The following is a 14,969-nucleotide window of genomic DNA, read 5'->3' on the forward strand; positions in this document are numbered from 1 at the left end:
TCTCAGACCTCCGGGTCATTCAACAGCATGATTTCAATGCGACGGTTCTGTGGTGCCAGCGTATCGCTTGGCACCTTGGGGCGCTTGTCCGCAAACCCTTCGATGCCTACGAACCGTTCTTCATCAAGGCCGCCTCGCCGTAGCATGTAGTAGGCCATGTGAGCGCGCGACGTTGAGAGGCGCCAGTTGTTGTAGTTGCCAGAGCGGAACGGGCGGCTGTCAGTATGCCCGCGTATAACGATCTTGCCGTTTTCCTGCTTGAGCACTTCGGCAATGCGCTCCATGGCTTTGACCACCTGGGGCTTTGGTTCAGCCGATCCAACCTCAAACATGCCGAACTGATCGTTGTCCATTACCTGAATGAGCACGCCCTCGGCATTGTGGGAGAACTCGACGCTGGCACCAGATGCCACACCGCTCAGAGCATTACCCACGCGACTGCGAATTTCCGCAAGGCGCGCCTCAGCCGCCGGCTTTTGTGCAGGCACCGCCGGTTTGGTTTCACCAATCCCCTGTTCAGACTTGTCTGAGTTCGCCATCAACATCGTGTTGGTTTCGCCATCAAGCTCACGGTCAGAGGTGCCATCTTCGCTTTGAGACGACGTTCCGTTTTCCTTCAAGTCGGAAGTGCCAGAGAATGGCTGTCCGGAACCACCATCTTCGGTCTGATCAGAACTTCCATCTGCTGTTTGATCGGAGGTGCCGTCTTCCTTTTGCGAAGTCGCCCCCTCAAAAGGCTGATCCGAGGTTCCGTTCTCCGCCAGTTCCGTCCCATCGTTGCCCGAACCATCCGAATCCGGGCGCTGAGACGCGAGAACTTCTGCAATCTCGGCAAACTCGGCTTCTCCTGCAGCCGCCTCGTCCTGCGCAGCTTGCCCCAGCACAATTACAGAGCTTTCTGTAGCACCGCCGTTTTCGGCTTCCTCACGCTTGACTAGCCCCACTTGCGTGCCTTGCTCCTTGCCAGCGATGTCAGATCCAGCTTCAGGGCGATAAACAATGGCAGATCCGCTTTTCAAGGCCTCTTCCTGACCTTCCATTTCCGGATCCTTGATCCCGGCGCGGGCCAGATCTTTAGCGTCTTCAAGAACACGGATCTGTTCCGGGCTCAATGCAGTCACATCCAGCCCATTTTCGACTTCCGTCACGATTGGAACCCGGGCGAGCAATGGAGAGTTGCCTGGCAATTCTTCGCTCTGCCAACCGGATGGATCAAAGGGATCGCGAAAACTGGAGCCCTCTGCAAGACCCTGCCCTTCGGGGTCCCGGTTCGGACGGGCAAACAACACAGGCGTCTTGGCGCGTTGCATGGCACCAGGGCCGCCCTGCCCAGCAGTGCCGTCCGTTTCAACCAACGCTTCGGCTTCAACGGCCAGCGCGGCAAGAACGGCATAGGGATTGTCAAAAAGTTCCTGTTCCGTGTAGCTGCCGGCCTTGCCGCCTCGAGGGCTTTTCACACGACTGGCATCACCGGGAACCTTCTCAGAAGAACGTCCCGCGCCGTTGGCGTCTTCTGTCTCCGACTCGGTGATCGGCTCCGGTTCATCCAGCCCCCCACCGGTTGCCGGGCCATTCAGCTCCGTTCCACCGAGACCGGCGTTCTTGCCGTCCTCGATGCCTTCATTGCCTTCAGCGGGCGGATTGGGGTCTTCCGGGTCCCGCAACCCTTTCGGTTGCGAGGCTGTATCAACGATCTTCATGGGGTTGAAGTAGGCAACGACACCGGCGCGGGTAGCGCTATCGGAAGCGTTGACCAGCCACATCACGAGGAAAAAGGCCATCATGGCGGTCGTGAAGTCGGCATAAGCGATCTTCCACACGCCAGACTTCCCGCCTTGATCAAGATCGTCATTCCGGCGCCGGACAATGATCAGCTCAGACTGCTCTTTTTCAGCCATTTCACCCCTTGCCTTCTTCTTTTGCGTGAAGTTCTGAAATCCACTCCGAAAGACCGGAGGACAGCGTCATTTCACCCACGCGCACCTCCAGATCTCCGCCTTCTGTCTCTGTGTAATTCATCAAGTGAAACAGATCGCCGGAAGTTCGCTCGAAGAGGTCATGCAGATCCTTTGGTCCCTTGACCTCAATCACCGCCTCACGATTGTCGGAGAGGTGACGACGAAGGACCTGTGAGAGCGTGGAAATGGCTTTTTCTCGCGCCTGATCGTGCAGGAACGGAATCAGGATTTCCGCAACAGCTGCAGACACCTTTTCTTCAAGTCCAGCCAGCGCCTGCTTCACTTGTTCTTCAAGGATGCGGCCCTGTTCTTCCTTCCAGGCTTTTTGGGTCGTGACGAACTTCTCATCGAGTTCCTTTTTCATTTCCTCGATGCGGGCATCACACTCAGCCTGTTTGGACTCCTCACCTTCCGAAAAGCCGTTCTCGTACGCTTCAAAAACACGGCCGACCCAGTCGCCGCCCTCGCCGTACGCCTTGGGCAGGATGGCGACAACATCGTTCAGTTCGAGCGGATCATGTGACCCTCTCTCGGTCGCATCCGTAAAGTCGGCGAGAGTATCTGCCAGCGCCTTTGTCATGAGGCATGACCCTGGTTATACATCCACTGCTTGAGAATAATCGCAGCCTGTACATCATCCAGATCCACTGCACGCTCCAGCTTGCGAAGCGCTACGCGGTTGACCATGGTCGGATCTTCATCATCGGCCACGTGAGCGAACTCCGGACCTCCAAGGGCGGCATATCCGCCCTCAGCGCCCGCTGCCCCTTCCAGAGCGGCCTGCTCTGCATGCCCTTCAGGCAACGCCGCCAACGCAGAGGCATTCGCTGCGTTTTCATCTTCCAGTTCCTGCTGAGTTGGCAGCAGGAAGGCGACGGCTGGACGAAGACCAAACCAGATGATCATCAACGTAACGACAAGGATTGCCAGTGCGTTGACCAGACTACCCATGTTGCGCATCAGCGCATCCATTATGGTCTGCTGAGGGATAGGTTGCAGCTGACCTTGTGGTGTGAGGAAGTTCACCGCACTCACAGTGATGCGGTCACCGCGGCTCTGATCCAGACCTGCAGCGGTGGCGATGATCTGCTCGATTTCCTGAAGCTTTTCATCCAGCTGCTCAGGGGTAATCTCCTCACCAGTGCCGGAGTCAGCCAGCAGACGATGACGGTCCACCACAACCGCGACAGACAGGCGGTCGATCTTGTAATCATCGAATACGGTTTCGACTGTACGGCTTGAGATTTCATAGTTTGTTAGTTCTTCACGGCGTTCGTTCTGCTCAGACGAGCGCTCGCCGCCTTGGGCATCGATCTCTTCTTCAGGCAGGTTTTGTTCAACCGTGACCGGTGTCTCGACACTGGCGTTTTGAGATTGCTCATTTTCACGCACGACGCGGAAGGACCGTTCCACACGGCTTTCGGGATCGAAGATCGTCTCCGAAACGCGCTGTTGGTCGGTGTCGAGTTGAGCCGAAACGCTGACTTCGAAATTCCCGATTCCAAGATAAGGCAGCAGCGCACGGCGAATGGACGACTGCGCACGCGACACCATGGTCTCTTCCAGCATGACCTTGCGGCCAGTAGACGCATTCGCCTCGGCATCACCAGCCGCCAGAAGCTGCCCTTCGGTGTCCAGCACCGTTACACCGTCTGCAGACAGGTTCGGTACGGCGGCAGCGACGAGATGACGGATGGATTGCGCAAGACTACCCACCTCACCCGGATCTGTGCGAATGAGAACCGACGCCGTCGGCTTTTGATCTTCGGTGCGAAACGACGCGCGCTCCGGCAACACCAGATGAACCCGGGCGGCCTTGATGCCGCGCATGGATTGAATTGTGCGGGAGATTTCCCCTTCGAGAGCGCGAACCCGGGTGATGCCTTGCATGAACGAGGTCAACCCAAGCGACCCCATTTCGTCAAAGAGCTCATAGCCAGCGCCAGAGCCACGTGGCAACCCCTTCTCGGCCAGCAGCATGCGCGCCCGAGCTGTTGACCCAACATCAACCGTGACCACCGAGCCATCGGAACTGACATCGAACGGGATGCCTGCATTTTGCAGAGCCGTCCCGATCTGACTTACGTCGTCCCGCTCCAGGTTCGCATACAACACTTCCTGTTGGGGACGTGACAGAAGATATGCAGCAACACCAATCGCTACAAAGGTGATCAAACCAACAAAGCCAAGGGCGATCAGCCGCTTTGTTCCAAGCTGAGCCAGGTTGGCATAGATTTTTTCTGCGTTTTCGCGGGCAGCCATACGCACCTCTGATGCTTTACATTCCTGCCCTATTTTGACCAATAACCTTGCGCGAAGGTGGTGCGGCGATTATTGGCGGAAAACAGCCAGTTTCAAGGGATCGAAATGGGCGAACGCGGCCCATCACCTGACCTACCCAAAGGTGTAATGGCTTGAAAATCGCTCAACCGGCCCTCCGCGATTCCCTGAGACGAGCTGGCGAGATGCTCTGCCGTCAGCCCGGCAAGTTGCAACGCTGCCCGCAAGGACAGGCTCTCGTTCACCTTTTCCAACAGGTGGTCGCGCATGGCTTCGACTTTTTGCCCAAGGGCGGACTGATGGGCATCCAGTCGATTGAGAAAAGCCGCCAAGGTGCCCCTGGCATCCTGAAGTCGCCGCTCAAGGCCTTCAACGGCAGAGAGCACCTCAAACAGACGGGCCTCCCCCTCCACGCCCTGTGTCAGGTCCAAAAGATCCATCGTGAGAACCGTCGGGGCGGGTTCAAGGTTGGCATCAGGTCGACAGACCGGTTGTTCCAAGGCCCCTGCGCCGTTGCCAGTTATCAAAACCACGCGAGACAGGTTCAACAATGCCTTGGTGACGACCGCGGATCCGTCAGCGGCGGTCATGACATCGATTGGCACAGCCAGATATTCAACGTCGGAACGCGCAACGAAGTCCTGGCGCTTGCAGCGCTCCTGCTTGAAGGCCAACTGATTGGCGCAACAGGACACTTTTTCCTGAAGGATACTAATTTCCGCTTGCACCTTGCCACGGTCCACTCCCGGCGCACCAGCTTCATTCAGCAAGTCGCGAATTTGGCACAGGTACCCTATGAGACTGACCTGGAGATCGGCAAGCTCCAGCACCTCCGATGAGCCATCAGCGACCGTTTTGTGGTATGCAGCAACCATATCCTGTTCAGGCATGGCCCCATCCTCGCCATGATCGACGGCCAGCGCGGTCCCGACATCGGTTTCCTCACCAAGCACCGTTATCATGCCACACATTGCCCTGAGCGAAATTCGGCTGGGTTTTGATTGCTTATGGGATTTCGCAGGTTTGGATGGAAAAGGCCGCATGCCCCTCACCTTTCCATGGCATAAGGTGCATCAGCATGACCTGTCGCCTAGACGCCGACAGCCCCAACACCTTGAATGATTGATTGAGTACACATTGTACACTTGCCAAGTATAGTGAATGAACTTGCTTCAGCCTGACCAAAGATACAATTTTATTAAGTTAGGCGGGTATCTATTTATGTAAAAATACTAAAGGCCGCCTCATTGGACGGCCTCCTGAAATTCGCACTGCGATGTCAGCTTGTATCAGACAAACGATCGGATCAATCCCGCCGTCAGAAGATGCCACCCATCCACCAGGACGAAGAAAAGCACCTTGAACGGCAGCGAGATGACCGTTGGCGGCAACATCATCATGCCCATGGACATGGTCAGGGTTGCGACGATCAAATCAATGACGAGAAATGGCAGAGCGATCAGAAACCCGATTTCGAAACCGCGCCTCAGCTCCGATACCATGAAAGCCGGGATCAAAACACGAAGATCGATTTCCTCGACAGGTACGTTGCGGTCGTAGTCAAACGATTCCACCGCCAGACTATCAAACAACGCCAAATCCTTTTCCCGCACATTGTTGAGCATGAACTGACGAAAAGGATCGGTCATGCGATCATACGCCTCGGCCTCAGTGATCTCGTTGGCAATCAACGGCTGGAGACCGTTCTGCCACGCTCGATCAAAGGTGGGCGCCATGACATAAAACGTCATGAACAAGGCAAGAGAAATCAGAATGATGTTTGCGGGAGTCGTCTGAAGCCCCATGCCTGACCGCACGAACGACAACGCCACCACAAATCGGGTGAAGCTCGTGACCATGATCAGGATACCCGGGGCCAGTGACAGCACCGTCAGAATAGCAATGTATTGAATTATCCGACCGGTCGTGCTCGGCTGACCATCAGGCAGTACCGAGGACAGATCGAATTCCTGTGCCATACCCGCTGTTACGGTCAGAAGCAGAACGGCAACACCGAAAAGGAGCGTTTTCAGCTTCACTGGATGACCACCGATTCTAGAACCAGTTCATGCACTGCATCCCCGCCTCGCATGCGGGCCCGCTCATTCAGATCGTCCTTCAAGCGCAACAAACCTCTGGAGCCTTCCAACTGACGGGGCCCCAGCGTGCGGGCGTAGACCAATAGATCCTGCTCGATTTCCTTGGCCAGCACATCCCGGTCCATGTCACCAAGGCGGGCGGTTTCAATGACCAACGATGCTTCTATGCGGATCCAGTTCTCTGAGGAAGACAGCAAGTTGGTCACAATCGGGTTCAGGGACAGAATCTGGCTCTCTTCAGCGTAGATGGGATTTACAATCCCTTCCTGCTCCACTTCCCGCTCGGCCAACAACGTGTCATGTACCGTCGTCACCAGCTTGTCGCCCAGAATGTATCCACTCCCCAGCGCAACAAGAGTTACAACAACAAAAGCTATAACGGTCTCAATCAGCGAAGACTGGCGTTTCAACAAGCCACCGATCATGGGTCTCTCCTAGTAAGGTGCGATAATGTCCATGACCTGCTGCCCCCAGCCAGGCTGTTGAACTTCCGTGATGCGACCGCGGCCGCCATACGACACACGAGCCTCTGCAATCTTGTCATAAGGAATTGTGTTGCGGCCTGTTATGTCTTCCGGTCGCACAATGCCAGCTACCGACAGAACGCGCACCTCATAGTTGACCCGCACTTCCTGCTGCCCACTGATGATCAAATTGCCATTGGGCAACACCTGCGTAACGACCGCTGCAATGGAAAGCTTGATCTTTTCAGAACGATCAATGGCGCCTTCACCTTTGCTGGTCGTCTTGCCGGACGCGCCAATATTGCCGTTTGCAGCGCCACTTGATATGGAGCCCCAAGCGAAAGACGCATCTGCCGACGTGCGCGCATCAGAGTTCCGCGAGCGCTCGGATTCATTGTCGATCTGGGCCTTGTCATCAATCTGGATGGTAACGGTCAGCACATCCCCGATCTTCTTCGCCCGTGGGTCGCGGAAGAAGTCTTGCTCTCCTTCCGCCCACAAACCATGGAAGGCACGCTTTTCGGATTTGCTCTGAACCGATGTGGCCACGGGTAGCGCGCCAACATTGGGCGCAAGACCGTTGCCAAGCGGCGTCAGCTCCGGTTCCTTGCCAACGTTCTTCAGCGAATTACATCCGGCCAGTGACAGGGCCATGAACAGAAGAGCTAGTTTCTTCACGAGTCGGCCCCTTTTGAATATTTCTGGGTGAGTAGAGCCATGGTGTCTGTCAGGTATGCCGCTCGTTCAGCTGGCATCTCAGCCAAGATCGCGCCGGCCTGACGAGCCTTCATCTGCATGAGAACAGAAACGGCGGTGATATCATCCAGCGTGGAAAGCTGCTCGGCGGCTGCCTCGGCGCGCATCTTTGAGTAGATGTCGACAACGTGGCCTTCCGCGCGTTGAAGAATCTGCTCCCGACGCTCGACCCATTCGCGCAACTCCGCCACCTTTTCGTCTAATTGGGCTATCTTGGCGTTCATCTGTTCTTCTGCATCGAACATTGCGCGCATCTGCCACTTCATGCGAATGGCCTCCGCATCTTCAGAAACGTTTTCGCAATAGTTCAGTGCATCCTCGATCGCCTGCTTCGTAACTTCATCAAGGGGCTCTTGAGTTTCCTGAGCCAGCGATGCCACTGACGCGGCAAAAAGAAAGACGCCGCCGACGCTCGCAAGTTTTAGCGATTTCATGCAAAAAGCCATCGCACCATAAGTCCTGAGGAATGAGTTGAGCTGATCTTGAAGGCGCAAACTTGCCTGTGGCTTGTTGTGCGCCTTCTCAATCACTTGACCACAAGGGTGGCCTGCAGTGCGCCGGCCCGCTTGATCGCCTGAAGGATGGCAATGATGCCGCTGGGCTTGAGCCCAATTCGGTTCAGGCCATTGACGAGAGTTTGCAGATTCGTTCCGCCGACAATCTGCAGTTGCCCATCTTCTTCCACCGCCTCGATTTCCGTCCGCGGTACGACCGTGGTCTCACCCTGTTCCGCAAACGGGTTGGGCTGCGATACTTCGGGCCGCTCCGAGACACGAACCGTCAGGTTGCCGTGCGTAACAGCGACCGTTGAGATCGTCACGTTCTGGCCAATAACCACTGTACCAGTCCGCTCATCCACAACCACTCTGGCAGGCGTGTCTGGCTGCACAAGAAGGCTTTCAATCTGGGAAACAAACCGTACAGGGCTCATGCCTTGCGGTTTGCGGACTTCAATAGCCCGGTAGTCCACCTCTTGCGCCATCTTGCGCCCATAACGGGTGGTGGTGAATGCGTTAATGGCATCAGCCACACGGACCGCAGTCTTGAAGTCCGGGTTCTTCAACTCGAACACCAGCTTGGGCATGTTGGAAAAATAATCCGGAAGCGTCTTTTCGATGAGCGCGCCGTTGGAAATGACACCGGAGGTGGGTACGCCCTGGGTCAGGTTTTCCGCATCTCCCTCCGCATTGAACCCGGAGACCGAGACCGACCCCTGCGCTACGGCGTACACGTTGCCATCAGCACCCATAAGCGGAGTGACCAACAACATTCCGCCGCGCAAGGACGATGCATCACCCAACGACCCAATGGAGATATCGATGCGCGAACCATTGCCCACGAACGGTGGCAGGTCAGCGGTGACAACCACAGCCGCAACATTTTGGGACCGAACCTGCGCTTCTCGTACGTTCACACCCATCCGCTCAAGCATGGATTGCAGGGATTGCTCGGTGAACGGCGAGTTGCGCATGGTATCGCCCGTCCCGTTCAGACCTATAACCAAACCATAGCCAACGAGTTGGTTATCGCGAATGCCGCGCAGCTCCGCAATATCCTTGATGCGAACAAGCGCATTCGCGTTCGCCACCATCAGACAACTGAGAAGACCGGCCCCAAGGGCTCGTGTTACAATCCGCAGAACTTTGGTAAACACTTCTCAATTACCCCTTATCAGCAAGGTACCATCCGTCTGGACAATCCCCGTTACCTGCTGCCCCGTATCCACGTTGCGTGCCTTGATCATTTCACCGAACGCCCCCGACTGAAGCGGCTCGACCACTGCGATAATCTCAAGGCCATTTTCACGGAAAACGAGATTGGTCAGCGTGCCGCGCTTTACTACCAACGGCTCTCTCAAGGCATTGAGAGGAATTGGCTGTCCTGGCACCAAAGTGCGACGCACTTCCTTGCCAATCGCCCCGTCGGCGCCGCGAACAACGGCCATATCGGCCACGCCACGCTTCAAGAAGGCCTTGTCTTGCAACATGCCTTCCCGCACCACATCACCGGGATAGATCACAATTGAGGGCACCGGCAGGTCGATTACACTGTTGTCTCGCGCCACGGCGGAAGCAGTTATAACCACAGATGCCAGCGCCGCCATGGCGAGGCGAAGATAGGGGCGTGGTCTCGTCACGTTCGCTCTCGCTTTTCTAGGTTTTATCGGATGCCCTTGCTGACCGTGCCAGCCATGTCGTCGGCGGCCTGAATGACCTTGGAGTTCATTTCATAGGCCCGCTGAGCGCTGATCAGCTCTGTGATTTCCTTGACCGGATCCACATTGGCGGTTTCAAGATACCCCTGCTGGATAACCCCCAGCCCCGGATCACCTGGAACACCTTCAGTCGCTGCGCCGGATGCTTCCGTTTCACGGAAAAGATTCCCGCCAATCGCCAACAAACCCGCATCGTTCACAAAGGACGCCAGGGACATCTGCCCCAGATCCTGCGGCGCTTCATCCCCATCAAGGATGGCAAACACCTGACCGCTCTGGTTGATGGAGACGCGAACAGCATCTTCCGGCACAACAATGCCCGGCTGCACTTCATAGCCGTCCAGCGTCACGAGCTGGCCCTCCGCATTCACGTTGAATGCGCCGGCGCGGGTAAAGAGCGTCTCGCCATCAGGACCGGTGATCTGAAACCACCCCTTGCCATCAATTGCCAGATCAAATGTGTTGCTCGTTTCAACCAGTGCGCCTTGGGAATGCAGCTTGCGTACAGCCGCCGTCTTTACACCCAACCCTTGCTGAATGCCTTCCGGGATCGGCGCTTCACCAGCCTGCGTGGAAATCCCCGCGGCACGGTCGATCTGGTACAGCAGATCGGTGAACTCTGCGCGGGAGGCCTTGAACCCGGTCGTGTTCATGTTGGCGATATTGTTGGAAATGACTTCAAGGTTGGTCTGCTGGGCAGCCATACCAGTCGCAGCGATTGCCAGTGCTTTCATGGTCTAGCCCCTAGATCGACATTCTGGAGAATTCTTGATAGGCCGAGACGACCTTGTCCCGGATGGCGATGGCACTTTGCAGCTGAATTTCAGCTTCCATCACGGCCTCGACCACCTTCTGAGCGGAGACTTCGCCCTTGATGCCAGAGATTGACGTTGCTTCCGCTGTCTTTACCGTGTCAGCGGTTTGCTGCATGGCATCGGCCATCACTTCGGTAAAGCTGGCTTCTTGCGTTTGCGCCGTATCGCCGACCGGCGCGTACTGACGAGTTTCTGCTGCGCCACCAAGTGCCTCTGTCCCAACAGAGCGGGAACTGGACATCAGGCTACCGACACTGCCCAAACCTTCGATAAATCCAACCATTAACGCGACCTCAACAAGTCAATTGTTCGGGTAATCATTTCGCGCGACTGCTTCATCAGCGACAACCCGGCCTCATAGGAGCGAGTTGCTTCGCGCATGTCAGAAAGCTCAATGAGCGTGTTCACATTCGGATACTTGACGTTTCCATTCTCATCTGCAGCCGGATGCGACGGATCATATTCAATACGGAAGGCGCTATCGTCCTTGCCGATGCCATCAACTTCCACCAGCTCCGCACCGAGCGCACGATCCATCTCGCTCTGAAAAGTAATGGTCTTGCGCTGATAGGGATCAGCCCCTTCGGTCTTGCCCGTGGACTGAACGTTAGCGAGGTTCTCGGAGACAACGCGCATACGCTGCGATTGCGCATGCAGCCCCGACCCGCTGATTTTCAATGATGCGGCTAAAGGATCAATCATGTGTCATCGCTTTCCTAAACTAGCCAGAAGAAGGCCGTGGAACTTCTGCACAACAGCCGTATTCAGCTGATGTGATCGGGCCACTTCACCCGACTTGATCATTTCCTGTTCCAGAGAGACGGAGTTTTCAGAGGCCGACACCTGCCAAGGCTCAGCCTCCACATTGCGCACATCACGCGCTGTTTCGAAATCGCCGCCCAAATGACCAGAGGTTGTGGCGATCATGCCCAACTGCGTCTTGTCGAGAACATCGCGAAAGGGCTCGACATCCTTTGCAGTGTAGCCAGGCGTATCTGCCTGAGAGACGTTCTCGGCAATTGTCGCCTGCCTGACGGACAGCCAAGTGGATTGGCGCGAAGCAAGATCGAACAAGTAAACCGGTTCCAAAACGCTACTCCATGGATCACATTAGTGACCCTTGGGTACCAATCGAATCTTGCACGAGCCTGACGGCCAAAGCCATTCAGACCCACCACCGCCGGTTGATGGCACCAGATGCCCGTACCCAAAGCAGGACACACCAATAAAAAAGGCCCGCACCAAGTGCGAGCCACACGCCCTTCCCCACTTTCAGGAACTCAGGATTGTCCGGACAGGACTGCATCTTCCAGTGCATCACGAAACCGCTGCGAATTGTCCAGCACGTCACGCTCCAAACGATCAAACGCGATGAACTTGACGTCCACGGCCGACTTGAGCGGCAACAGGAACAATTCAAACATCACAGTCACGCCGTTATTCTGAAAGTTGAGATGAAAGCATACGGACTGATCGCCCGACCAATTGAGATCAATGGTCGCCGTGCCCGCGTAACTGATCGTCCCGTCCTTGAAATAAAGCTCACAGGAGGACTCGATCAAATCGGCGATATTGCCGGTCTCATGCCCAAGAATATGCCGTGCAAGGCAATTCAAATCGACAAGGCGCAGTTCGGCGGCCAACGGCCGAATGGCTTCTGCAAGCAAAGCCTCGCGCTCTGCATGTTCGGTAACCGTCGTATCTACTTCGCTCGCGTCGACTAGACTTTCGGCTAATGGAAATGTCCGCATGGCATCCTTACGCGCGGCTACACATCTACTCATCTTCTACTCACATACACGTAAGAAATAATTTCTGCAACTGCCCTGTAATATTCAGGGGGAATATATTGATCTACCGCTACGGCTGCATGCAGCCCGCGCGCCAGTTCCTTGTTTTCAACCACAGGGACATCGTTTTGATAGGCGATCTCCTTGATCTTGAGCGCAACGAGATCTTGCCCTTTCGCGGTCACTCGGGGCGCTGAATTCTCACCACGATCATAATGCAACGCGACGGCAAAGTGCGTCGGGTTGGCGACCACCACCGTCGCTTCGGCTACACTGGACATCATCCGCTTGCGCGCCCGGTCGCGCGCCAGCGACCGCATGCGTGCCTTGAGGATGGGATCCCCTTCTGCCTGCTTGTACTCGTCCTTGATGTCTTGCCGCGTCATACGCAAGTTCTTGCGCCACTGGAACCGTGCCAACACCAGATCGAAGCCGACCAACGCAATCGTTGCAACACAAATGGCCGAGAGCAACTTGATCGCGATCTGCAAAATGGTCTGCGGCAATAGCGAAGGGTCCTGATACATGGCAGTAAGTGCCACCGCCTGCTGAGACCGCAACACAATCAATGCAACCGCCCCAACGATGCTCAGCTTTATCAGGGATTTAACAAACTCCATGAAGCCATTCATGCTGTAGATGCGGCCGAACCCCTTGATCGGAGAAATACGATTCAGTTTCGGCTGAATGCGATCCAGGACCAGGCGCGGTGCGTTTTGCAAGAATGAGGCGGCCAGTCCAAGAATGATCAAGAGACCCGCGATCGGCATGAAAAACCGACCGAACTCCAAGGACACGATATACAGCAATTCCACCGCATCCTCATCGCTGAGCATGCGTATCTCGCCAGGATTGTCGAGGAACCAACGTAAAAAGCCCGAAAAGCCGGCACCAGCGTCGTTAAGCATGAAAGTCAGAATAAACATCATGCCTACGAAAGACGCGAGAACGGAGGCTTCCTTCGATACCGGGATATTGCCTTTCTCAATGGCATCCCGGATTCGCTTCTCCGTAGGCTCTTCTGTTTTACTCTCTTTATCCTGATCTTCCGACATGCCCACCCGCCTGAACTAGCCGCCCATGAAAACCGGCATGCCGGATTAGATGTAGACCTCTTCGCTACGTCCCAGGTCGAGCTCGATCTCTCCGCTGTTCGCTTTTTCCAAAGCCAGATCGGTGATCTGGCGACGGGCATCGAATACCTCACGCTGTGGTGATGGCTCGCCGGAGGCCAGGTCGTTCTCGACAATACGTTTGGCGCGCGAAGAAATGGACGACAGGATCGCATCGCGGAAGTCTGGCTCGGTTCCCTTCAGAGCCAAAGTGATGACGTCCGTATTGATGTCGTCGAAAATTGCCATCCGTGTACGCTGATCCAGATTGACGATATCGTCGAACGTGAACAGAAGACCTGCGAGCTGTTCCGCCGACTTGGGCAGCACTTCCCGAAGATTGTCCAACGTGTCCTCAAGATCGTCGCGTTCCATCTTGTTGAGGATGTCCGCCATCCGCGCATGCGCATCCGTACCCACAGTACGGGCGAAGTTGACCATGAAGTCTTCATGGAGTGTTTTTTGCACTTCGTCCATCACGTCCTCAACAATTGGCTTGAGGGTCAGCATGCGGCGGACGATCTCATTTCTCTTGCGCCGCGGAATTTGCGAGATGACACCCGCTGCAGCATTCGGCGAAATTTTTGACAGAATGAAAGCAGCCGTCTGCGGATGCTCCTTTTGCAGATAGGTCGACAGCACGTGCTCCGAGATCTGAGAGACCTTGTCCCATATGGAGCGTTTGGAATACCCCATGACATCGGACATGATCTCGGCAACCTGCTCTTCCGGCAGGATCCCTCTGAGGAGACCTTCAGCGCCCTCTGCCGTACCAAACAGGTTTACACCGCCGGAAAACAGTTCGATGAACTCTTCAATCAGTTCCTCAAGTTCATTTGCTGGCACCGTCCCCAGTTCGGCCGCCGACCGGATGATCAGACGCATCTCGTCATTGTCGAAATGCTTGAGCACCCGTGTCGCCTTCTCGTTGCCCATCGCCAAAAGCAGGGCTGCGGCCTTTTGTGTCCCGGATTTGTGAACAGCCACCGCTGTTCCGGTTCCTTGAACCTGAAGCGCTTTGTTCATGCTGCTTCCCTATCGCCTTACGCGTAACTACCCTTGGCGCCCACAATCTCTGTCAGAGAGACGCCGAACCGTGAATTATCATCTTCAACAACCACGATCTCACCTCGGGCAACCGTTCGCCCGTTCACCACGATATTGACTGGCTCACCCACACGGTGATCGAGCGGGATGACAGCGCCACGGCCCAACTTCAACAAGCTTGCAACCGGCATGGTGGCGGAGCCCAGCACGACCTGCATGTCAACCGGAATGCCAAGCACGGCATCCAGATTGCGATCCACGTTGGAATCGCTCATGCCATCGCTATCCTGCGCCTGAGAGGTTGAAGCGGCTGGCGTTGCAGCCATTGCCTCTTCCATGCTCATATCGGCTTCGGCAGCAGCAGCTTCCCACTGCAGGGCCAGAGCCTCATCGCTGGTCATATCGTTGGAACCGCTCATAGCCAATCACTCCA

At 55.8% G+C, this 14,969-nt stretch carries 18 protein-coding genes; all 18 read right to left on the reverse strand.

All coding sequences use genetic code 11. The features are described 5' to 3' along the window. Window positions 1–2: 2 nt before the first annotated feature. On the reverse strand, window positions 3–1,898 hold the full coding sequence (locus G512_RS23010; protein WP_028482877.1) for a flagellar motor protein MotB: 1,896 nt from the start codon (window positions 1,896–1,898) through the stop codon (window positions 3–5). A 1-nt stretch (window position 1,899) separates the two neighbouring features. Continuing rightward, the gene (locus G512_RS0117800) at window positions 1,900–2,538 is read right to left on the reverse strand and encodes a hypothetical protein (RefSeq protein WP_028482878.1); all 639 of its coding nucleotides are present in this window, start codon (window positions 2,536–2,538) and stop codon (window positions 1,900–1,902) included. Further along, window positions 2,535–4,220: a flagellar basal-body MS-ring/collar protein FliF gene (gene fliF, locus G512_RS0117805; RefSeq protein ID WP_028482879.1), complete on the reverse strand. Its 1,686-nt coding sequence runs from the start codon at window positions 4,218–4,220 to the stop codon at window positions 2,535–2,537. Before fliF ends, G512_RS0117800 begins: the two co-directional genes overlap by 4 nt. Before the next feature lie 92 nt (window positions 4,221–4,312). Then, window positions 4,313–5,200, reverse strand: coding sequence for a hypothetical protein (locus G512_RS0117810; protein ID WP_036490066.1), 888 nt, complete (start codon window positions 5,198–5,200; stop codon window positions 4,313–4,315). Window positions 5,201–5,527: 327 nt separating this feature from the next. Then, a complete protein-coding gene (gene fliP, locus G512_RS0117815) occupies window positions 5,528–6,217 on the reverse strand; it encodes a flagellar type III secretion system pore protein FliP (RefSeq protein WP_081657568.1) in 690 nt (229 codons plus the stop codon). 56 nt (window positions 6,218–6,273) lie between these two features. Continuing rightward, window positions 6,274–6,762 carry a flagellar basal body-associated FliL family protein gene (locus tag G512_RS0117820; protein ID WP_051269577.1) on the reverse strand — a complete coding sequence of 163 codons (489 nt, stop codon included), beginning with the start codon at window positions 6,760–6,762 and terminating at the stop codon, window positions 6,274–6,276. A gap of 9 nt (window positions 6,763–6,771) precedes the next feature. Further along, complete coding sequence (flgH, locus tag G512_RS0117825; RefSeq protein ID WP_036490176.1) at window positions 6,772–7,455, reverse strand: flagellar basal body L-ring protein FlgH; 684 nt, start codon at window positions 7,453–7,455, stop codon at window positions 6,772–6,774. A gap of 20 nt (window positions 7,456–7,475) precedes the next feature. Next, window positions 7,476–8,087 carry a MotE family protein gene (locus tag G512_RS21720; protein ID WP_102867537.1) on the reverse strand — a complete coding sequence of 204 codons (612 nt, stop codon included), beginning with the start codon at window positions 8,085–8,087 and terminating at the stop codon, window positions 7,476–7,478. Beyond that, window positions 8,084–9,211 (reverse strand): flagellar basal body P-ring protein FlgI, encoded by a 1,128-nt coding sequence (flgI, locus tag G512_RS0117835; protein ID WP_407636270.1) that lies wholly within the window; start codon window positions 9,209–9,211, stop codon window positions 8,084–8,086. Before flgI ends, G512_RS21720 begins: the two co-directional genes overlap by 4 nt. Before the next feature lie 3 nt (window positions 9,212–9,214). Further along, window positions 9,215–9,694 carry a flagellar basal body P-ring formation chaperone FlgA gene (flgA, locus tag G512_RS0117840; RefSeq protein ID WP_028482885.1) on the reverse strand — a complete coding sequence of 160 codons (480 nt, stop codon included), beginning with the start codon at window positions 9,692–9,694 and terminating at the stop codon, window positions 9,215–9,217. 23 nt (window positions 9,695–9,717) lie between these two features. Beyond that, entirely contained in the window at window positions 9,718–10,506 is a 789-nt protein-coding gene (gene flgG, locus G512_RS0117845) for a flagellar basal-body rod protein FlgG (RefSeq protein WP_028482886.1), read from the reverse strand. A 10-nt stretch (window positions 10,507–10,516) separates the two neighbouring features. After that, the gene (locus G512_RS0117850; RefSeq protein WP_028482887.1) at window positions 10,517–10,870 is read right to left on the reverse strand and encodes a flagellar hook-basal body complex protein FliE; all 354 of its coding nucleotides are present in this window, start codon (window positions 10,868–10,870) and stop codon (window positions 10,517–10,519) included. Beyond that, a complete protein-coding gene (gene flgC / locus G512_RS0117855; protein WP_028482888.1) occupies window positions 10,870–11,289 on the reverse strand; it encodes a flagellar basal body rod protein FlgC in 420 nt (139 codons plus the stop codon). Before flgC ends, G512_RS0117850 begins: the two co-directional genes overlap by 1 nt. A 3-nt stretch (window positions 11,290–11,292) precedes the next feature. Next, window positions 11,293–11,676, reverse strand: a complete 384-nt coding sequence (gene flgB / locus G512_RS0117860) for a flagellar basal body rod protein FlgB (protein ID WP_028482889.1) — start codon at window positions 11,674–11,676, stop codon at window positions 11,293–11,295. 191 nt (window positions 11,677–11,867) lie between these two features. Then, a complete protein-coding gene (locus tag G512_RS21725; protein WP_208975060.1) occupies window positions 11,868–12,371 on the reverse strand; it encodes a hypothetical protein in 504 nt (167 codons plus the stop codon). Then, on the reverse strand, window positions 12,368–13,432 hold the full coding sequence (gene flhB, locus G512_RS0117870; protein WP_028482890.1) for a flagellar biosynthesis protein FlhB: 1,065 nt from the start codon (window positions 13,430–13,432) through the stop codon (window positions 12,368–12,370). Before flhB ends, G512_RS21725 begins: the two co-directional genes overlap by 4 nt. A gap of 45 nt (window positions 13,433–13,477) precedes the next feature. Continuing rightward, the gene (locus G512_RS0117875; RefSeq protein WP_028482891.1) at window positions 13,478–14,515 is read right to left on the reverse strand and encodes a flagellar motor switch protein FliG; all 1,038 of its coding nucleotides are present in this window, start codon (window positions 14,513–14,515) and stop codon (window positions 13,478–13,480) included. Window positions 14,516–14,532: 17 nt separating this feature from the next. Next, a complete protein-coding gene (gene fliN, locus G512_RS0117880; RefSeq protein WP_228130537.1) occupies window positions 14,533–14,811 on the reverse strand; it encodes a flagellar motor switch protein FliN in 279 nt (92 codons plus the stop codon). Window positions 14,812–14,969: the final 158 nt, after the last annotated feature.

Source organism: Pseudovibrio exalbescens DSM 16456, assembly GCF_000422785.1.
GTDB classification, from domain to species: domain Bacteria; phylum Pseudomonadota; class Alphaproteobacteria; order Rhizobiales; family Stappiaceae; genus Pseudovibrio; species Pseudovibrio exalbescens.